The 7,411-nt window shown below is 57.3% G+C and carries 6 protein-coding genes and 1 tRNA gene; all 7 read right to left on the reverse strand.

All coding sequences use genetic code 11. The annotated features are described in order from the left end of the window. Positions 1–533: YhbY family RNA-binding protein (locus HQL65_19770; protein MBF0138475.1), on the reverse strand; the 533-nt coding region annotated here is incomplete at its 3' end. 295 nt (positions 534–828) lie between these two features. After that, on the reverse strand, positions 829–1,869 hold the full coding sequence (locus HQL65_19775; protein ID MBF0138476.1) for a hypothetical protein: 1,041 nt from the start codon (positions 1,867–1,869) through the stop codon (positions 829–831). 23 nt (positions 1,870–1,892) lie between these two features. Further along, a complete protein-coding gene (locus HQL65_19780) occupies positions 1,893–4,427 on the reverse strand; it encodes a hypothetical protein (protein MBF0138477.1) in 2,535 nt (844 codons plus the stop codon). 53 nt (positions 4,428–4,480) lie between these two features. Beyond that, positions 4,481–5,209: a protein-L-isoaspartate O-methyltransferase gene (locus tag HQL65_19785; GenBank protein MBF0138478.1), complete on the reverse strand. Its 729-nt coding sequence runs from the start codon at positions 5,207–5,209 to the stop codon at positions 4,481–4,483. A gap of 161 nt (positions 5,210–5,370) precedes the next feature. Continuing rightward, positions 5,371–6,615 carry an amidohydrolase gene (locus tag HQL65_19790; protein MBF0138479.1) on the reverse strand — a complete coding sequence of 415 codons (1,245 nt, stop codon included), beginning with the start codon at positions 6,613–6,615 and terminating at the stop codon, positions 5,371–5,373. 113 nt (positions 6,616–6,728) lie between these two features. Beyond that, positions 6,729–6,804: transfer RNA gene (locus HQL65_19795), tRNA-Val, on the reverse strand. 94 nt (positions 6,805–6,898) lie between these two features. Further along, on the reverse strand, positions 6,899–7,177 hold the full coding sequence (locus HQL65_19800; GenBank protein MBF0138480.1) for an HU family DNA-binding protein: 279 nt from the start codon (positions 7,175–7,177) through the stop codon (positions 6,899–6,901). Positions 7,178–7,411 lie beyond the last annotated feature (234 nt).

A 7,411-nucleotide genomic window follows, 5' to 3' on the forward strand; every position in this document is an offset into this window, starting at 1 on the left:
CTGGATTGCCAGGATTTTTCTGGTGCGCGACCGGTGCTGTCGGAGCGCGGGGATCTGGATTGCCAGGATTTTTCCGGTGTCCGGCCTGCAATTTCCGATTCTGGAATTTCCGCCCGTTCGGATGGCAACGCCGCCTGTTTTCGTGACAGGGGATCCGGTGATGATGATTCGTCGTATTCAGGAAGCCTTGTTGCAGGTTTTGTTGCCTTGTTTTCTTTCTTTTTCTTGAACTCTTTTTTGTCAAAATGGATCGAGCGTTGCGCAGGATCCGGACGTGCCCGATAGAGAATGGCCGTATGTCCGATCAGGCCAACCGCTTCACAGGCGACCCCTTGTTCGAGTTGGAGCGTCAAGGTGCGTCGTTCTTCCTTGAAATCATTGAATCGTACCTTGATCAACTCGTGGGCCGTCAAGGCTTGATCCACTTGTTCCAGCAATGCCGCCGACAAGCCACCGTGTCCGACCAGTACCACGGGCCGCAGGGAATGGGCCAATCCTCGCAAATATTTCCTTTGCCAACCCAGCAAACCCACCACATCCGCCTCGGCCACGGTACGCTCCCTTCGTCTTTTTTTATTAAAAAAAACCATTTTTCGACCATATGTTACGACAAACCCGCATGATTTTCATAGAGGCTGTCTGAATTCTCAAATAAAAAATTTGTATCTGTTCAGCCATCTGGCCTTGATCATCGTTTCGGCCATTCTGTAAATGGGGTCCAGGGGGCTGGCTCCCTGGCAGGTCCAGGACAGAGTCCTGGCGGGGTTTGGGGCGGAGCCCCAACAAAGTCTTTCATGTCGATTCCTTTTTTGAAAGGTTTCTGAGTTTTTATAAAAATTTGACCATTTTGAGTATTTTGACCAATGGCCAAGGGGGAGGTCCTTCCAGGAAGATGGATTCGTGGGGGGTCTCTACCATCAGGGAGTAGATTCCGGTCGGATCGATTGTTACTTCCGGGGGATCGGACCAGTTCGGGACATGGAACGAATCCGAGGAGTCGGACCAGTCTGGGGCATGGGATGGACCCGGGGATTCGGCCCGGTCCGGAGAGAGGGGCGGACTCAGGGAGTTGCTCCATGACAAGCCATACTCCTGGAGATTTTGGGACAATTTTTCGGAGAGTGGTGCGCTGGAAGGTCCGTACAGATTGACCAGGAAACCACGACGTTCCGGATGTCGCAACCAGGCGATGAATTTATCCGCATCGCTGTACAAGGCATCGAGCAGGATCACACCCCGCAACCGTGCGTCCCGTTCAAGCGTGTCGGCAAACCCCCGCTCCAGGGTGTAGGCCAGGGCACGATACCCGCCGCTGAAGGCGGCCAGGATCACCGGTGCCCGTGCAAACTGTCCGGCAAACTCTTCATCCATCTCTTCCGCCAACACCCGGGAAACATCTCCAAGCAGGTTGGCCAACCCCTGGGGACGGTAGAGCTTGCCGGGGCTGGAATCGATGGCATCACGCACCATCTGAGGGGCCACCAGCACCAGATTGTGGTCGGTGGCATTGACCTGTTGCAACAGGGCCATCTCCCTGACCAGGGTGCGGTCAAGCTCTGTCAGGTGTCCATGAAAAAAGACCAGAATGGCGAAAGGGGCATCCGGTTTGAAAGCCGGTGGCAGGTGAACCAGGACCCGGTTGTCCTGATAGTAGGGAAATTCCGGATAGAAAATGGTGTCATTCACCGTGTGCAGGCGCTGACCATTGTCTGGATCGGTACGGTCGAAAAAGGGCTGGTCGGTATCTCCCACCAGGCCATCATAAGGGAACGGGGCGTGCGGCAGCCGGGCCATGAGCGTCAGATGGCAGGAGGTTGTCATCCGGCAAAGCACCTGGGCATGGATATCCGACTCATCCGACAAAGCCACGCCTCCCTGGAACAACCCCACTGTCAGGCATGCGACCTGCACGAGTCTGCGGGGGTGGAAGAGGTGTAGAGTAAGGCAAAAAAACAAGGCCAGGCAAGCAGATAGAGAGCGCCTGCCAGATACAGATTGACGGAAAGTCCCACGTTGACGGCTATGATGGGAACCATGACCGCCCCCATGACGGAAAACATGCCGTTGATGCCCCATGCCCACAGGAAAAAAGCCTCCTTACCCAGCCTGGCCAGCCAGGTCATGCCGGTCGCAAAGGGAAACCCCATGAGAAAGGCCGGCGGGAACAAGAGCAGGATGCAGGCCAGGATGCGCCAGGAAAGAGCGCCAATGACCGGCAACCAGGTGTCCAGGGCCACGCCATAAAGTCCCAGAATTCCCGCAATGGCCAGAAAAATGCGTGGCATGACCGTCGGTGCCCGTTCCACAAAGCGCCCGGAAGCCAGAGAACCCAGACCGGTACTGATCAGCATGCCAGTGATCAACACGCTGGACGAGATGACCTGATTTCCCAGGGCGCTGATGAATTTGCCGATCAGGGCAACCTCCACCAGAATATACCCCAACCCCAGGGCGGCAAAATAGCCCAATATGCCGATCTTGCCGGGCTGCGGGGCAAAAATGGTTCGCCAACCGAAAATCATGGGCAGGGAAAGCAGGAGTATTCCGGCCAGTAACGACTGCCCCAGGGTGAGCCACAACAGCAGGTAGCCCCATTCGTCGGAGATGGTTTCCATGCGGCTGAGGAAAGCCGGCAGGTCACCGAGGCGCACAAAACCCGCAAAATAGGGACGGTCATCCGTCAGGGGGGTCACGTCGAAGGGATAGGCGTTGATCTCTTCCGGCTTTTCATCGCGCAACATGCGGTTCAGCATGAAACGATACAGGGAGGGGACGGAAATATCCGTCTCTTCGTCAACCGGTGCCGGTTGTTCGATGTTGCTCGATGCCGGTTCCGTGTCGCCACTCCCCAACACCTTTTGGTGGTACCCGGCCAGCAGCGCTGTCGCATCCCCCTGAAACGGTTCCCCGGGACGATAGACCACATCGAAGGCCATCTTTTGGGCATGCGCGTCCAGTCTGGTCAGCTCCTCCGGTGTGAATCCGCCCTTTTTGTACAGGACGGTGGTCGTGGAAAGAAACACCTGCACCACGTAAAAGGAGTCGGCGGAGCGTTTTCCGGCGGTGGCACGTCCCGCTTCTGCCAGGGTGTTGAACAGTCGCAGGGTGGATTTGGGGGGATCCTCCTTGTTCCAGACCGTGACGGCCAGCACCCCGCCGGGTTCCAGGGCGTTCATGTAGGCGATCATGGTTTCACGGGTATAGAGATATTTTTCGGTGACCGTGAAACCGCCGGGGCTGGAAAGACCGGTGGAGTCCGCCAGGCTGAGATCGATCACCTGGAAACGATGGTCATGGATGTTGTTGCGGATGAACAGATGGCCATCCATGGGCACCAGGGTCAGGCGGGAATCCGCCAGAAAATCGCCCGTGAAGTTCCGGATGGCCTCGCTGGAGAAGGCTTTTTTGATCATGGGGTTGCCTTCTGCCACGGTGACATGTTCGGCACCGTTTTCCAGGGCCACCCGCGTGGAGATGCCGCCGCCGAACTGCACCACGAACACGTTGTCCGGCTGTGGATGCAGCAGGTAGGGCATGAACATGGGCAGGAAGCGGTAATAGTCATGCTGCCTGGGTGGAATGGCCTTCATGATGCCAACCGGGCCATCACTGTCCACATACAGGCCGATGTAGGTGTTTTCCGGCAGTTCTTCCATGTTCGTGGAGGCCATGTCGCTCAGGCCGGGGGCGAAATGGAAGTAGGAACTGCCGTAAATTTCGAGCAGACCATGGGCACCGACAGCCTGGTAGAGGCGTTTGGAATCCGGAAATCTGGTGGCGTAGCTGACGCCTTTGTAGGGTGAGACCTGAATCTGGGGCAGCAGGACAAGCAACAGCAGCGCAAGCAGCCCGGAAAACGTGACCAGCCAGGGAGAACGCCGGTCTCCCCAGGCATGGAACCAGGCCAGGGCACCTCCCCACCAAAGCAGCAGAGGCAGCAGCAGGAGATATTCCGGCATGAGCCATTCCATGGCGAGCAGGCAGAGCAGCCCTGTCACACCGGAACCGGTCATGTCTGCGGCATAGGTGAGCTGAAAGCGGTGGCGTCCGGCAAGAAAGCAGATGCCCAGCATGAGCGCCCCCACCAGAAAAGGGACCGCATAGGCAAAGAGGTTGAGAATCAGGTTGAAAATTTGCCGGTTGTCCGCCAGGAGAAAGATGGGGTTGAACTGGGCGCTTTGGGCCACCACATTGCCCAGCACGGTCAGGGGGCCGAACAGCAGCAGGACAAAACGGGCAATGGCTTCAAGCCGACGTTCGAAACGGTCCCGGTCCAGGCACATGACGGTGCTGGCAAAGCCGAAACCGAACATGGCGACACTCACCACCAGGGAGCCGAAATGCGCCCAGCCGGAAATGGCGTAGAGTCGCATGACGGTGATTTGCAGGGCAATGATGGCCCCGGCAATCAGAAAGACCGCCAACAGAAAAGACCGGTATCGAGATGGAGAATCCGGCGCAAGACCCGCCGATTGGCTGCTCAATTCCGACCCTTTCCACTCCATGTGCCGCCGCCACTTTTGGTGAAGGGGACAAAGGAGACGGAGAGCCTGCCGTTATAGACATCCTTGCGGGTGATGGAAACCTTGCCCTCGGCATCCACCTGTTTTTGCACTTTGAGCAGGGTCTGTTTGCCCGGGGGACCGACGGGGATGACCATGATGCCGTCGGGTGCCAGTTGTTTGAGCAGGGGGGGCGGAATGTGGTCGATGGCGCAGGTGACGATGATCTTGTTGAACGGGCCTTTCTCTTCCCAGCCGTGGTAGCCGTCACCAGACTTGAGGTGGACATTCCGGTATTCGGCATTGTTGGCCGCCACGAGTTTGTCGTACACCCCTTTGGTGCGTTCGTGGAGCGGCTCGATGATTTCCACCGAATGGACATGGTTGGACAGGTGGGCAAGAATCGCCGACTGGTAGCCGGAACCGGTTCCCACTTCCAGGACTTTGTCTGCGGGTTGCACATCCAGGGCCGAGGTCATGCGCATCACCAGGTGGGGACCGGAAATGGTGACGCCGTAGCCGATATCGAGAAAGGCATGATCGTAGGCATGCGGCTTGTTTCTTTCCAGGGTGAACTCTTCACGGGCGGTCAGCAGAAAGGCTTTGGCCTCCTTGTCGGCGGTGACATCCTTGTTGTGCCGGAGTGCCAGAAAACGGTCGAAGCGTTTGGCCAGCATTTTTTTGTCCTGGCCCGTATTTTTATTCATGGTGGTTACGAAGTTGTTCTTGTCCTTGGTTTCGGGCATGGCCAGGGTTTGCACATCGAAGCCGGTCTCCTGTCCGAAGCAAACGCCAACCGGCATGCAAAGTTCCAGCAACAAAACGGGGATGACAAGGTGGATTCGGTTCATCGACAATAATTTCATGTTCACAGGGAACCCCTTTCAAAAAAACCACGTGTTTCGAATATGCGGGATGGCAGCCGTCGCCCCTGTGCCACAAGGTGACGTTTGAGAACAAAATCGAATAGCAGCGGATTGTAGGTTTGCAGTTCGTGCAGAACGGGCACGGCCTCTTCGGCCAGCAGACCGGCGCGGGCAAAAGAGGCGGGACGAATCAGCGGTATGATGCCTGGCAGTGGGTAGTCGGTGCCGTTGAGCAGGCGGCCGTGCCACTCTTCCCGTTCGACGAGGGTGCGAACGATCTCCGTACTGCGGTTGCGCAGGGTGATGGCGGAGATGTCACCAAAGAGATGACTGCGATATGCCGGGTTGTCCATCATGCGGGTGAAAAGGGTGAAGCTGGCCACGCGCCGGTTACCGTTGTCGTCGTCATGATCTTCGCCGATGGAGGCACAGTGGGCGACGATGGTTCGCACCCCGGCATCGAGTGCCCGGCGCAACCGGAGTGGATTGCCAAATTCAGGTTTGCCGACGCCATGCACCGCCTTTTCTTCGCCCCCGTGGGTGATCAGCGGCATGTTGAAGCGTGCCAGGGTTTGATAAAAAAGTTGGCAGCGTGCCGAGGCTGGATCGATCCCCATGGCGGGTGGCAACCATTTGATGGCGCGGGCACCCTCGGCATGGGCCTGTTCCAGGGCGGCGACAGCGTCCAAACGATAGGGATGAATCGAGGCCACCCATTCAAACAGGGTTGGGTAGGCCAAGGCCAGGGAGCGGGCGTAGGCATTGGGCACATGCAATGTGCTGTGTTCGGGAAGCGGTTGGCCCGCTTCGGTGTGGGCGCGATCAAAGGCAAACAGAAGCAGTTTGACCCCGGGACGCATCCCCTCCAGCAGGAAACGCAGGCGTTCGATGTACCGTTGATCGACCTGTCCGGTTGATGCGTGGTCGGCGCAGCCGGCGTTGAGATAAAACAGGCGCTGCACGAAAGCGACTGGATGCCACAGGCTGTACATCTCCGCAGAGAGGTGAATACCGCTGTCCGAATCGCCGATTCCGGCGATGTGGGCATGACCATCCCAAACTTGTTGCGGATCAATGTCCTTCCACGCGGTCGTGACCAGGGGGTGATTGGCCAGGGCAGGAGGCAACCGGTCGTGGCAGGGATTCCACAACCATGGCGTGGCACCGCACTCCTTGACACCTCCAAAGAGAGCCAGAGTTGCAGCAGCGCCCATGCCGACGAGTAGATGACGACGGTGTGGGTTCATGGTTCCTTCCGGTTTCCTGATGACATCCTTGCCTGGTCGGGAAGGGTCCCCCAAACGCCAAAGCCACCATCTCTGGTGGCTTTGGCACAATGAAAACCGTTCAGTGACAGAAATGGTAGGCGGAACAGGGTTTGAACCTGCGACCTCCGGCTTGTAAGGCCGATGCTCTCCCAACTGAGCTATCCGCCCCGAGTCGATACACGATCAACCCCACAGAACCTCGCAAACACACCAAGCCGGCATGTACAGGTACCCTTGGGGTTGGAAAAGAGTCCCAACGACCTTATTTGCCGTCTACGGCATCCTTCAGTCCCTTGCCAGGGCGGAATTTGGGCAGACGTGCCGCAGCGATCTGGATCTCTTTGCCGGTACGTGGATTACGGCCCGTTCTGGCCGCACGTTCGGAGACCGAAAAGGTGCCGAAGCCGATCAGGCTGACCGTATCTCCGGATTTCAGACTGTCGGTGATGGCTCCCACCACGGCATCCACGGCTGCTCCGGCCTGGACCTTGGTCAATTCTGCTGTTTTGGCTACGTGGTCGATCAAATCTGTCTTGTTCAAGGTTCTCGCCTCCCTTCGGAAATGGATAAATCCAGTGATTTCAAACCGGTTTCGCCTTATATCGGGTTGCAACCCCCTCTGTCAAGCGTCCATACGGCTTATCACACATTTTTTGCACATTTTTACCTGGGATCTCCTTGCAGCACCCCTTAGAAGCTGTCTAATAACCTGTTAATTTCAAAAAAACGAATGAAAAACTGGGATGGAGGTCCAGGAGGAAGGGCTGTGCCCTTC

The sequence above is a fragment of the Magnetococcales bacterium genome (assembly GCA_015228935.1).
Classification (GTDB): Bacteria; Pseudomonadota; Magnetococcia; order Magnetococcales; family DC0425bin3; genus HA3dbin3.

Bases quoted from the DNA above. Each gene is read 5' to 3' on its own strand.
- HQL65_19785 (MBF0138478.1), bottom strand. From the start codon at position 5,209: ATGAATAAAAATACGGGCCAGGACAAAAAAATGCTGGCCAAACGCTTC.
- HQL65_19790 (MBF0138479.1), bottom strand. From the start codon at position 6,615: ATGAACCCACACCGTCGTCATCTACTCGTCGGCATGGGCGCTGCTGCA.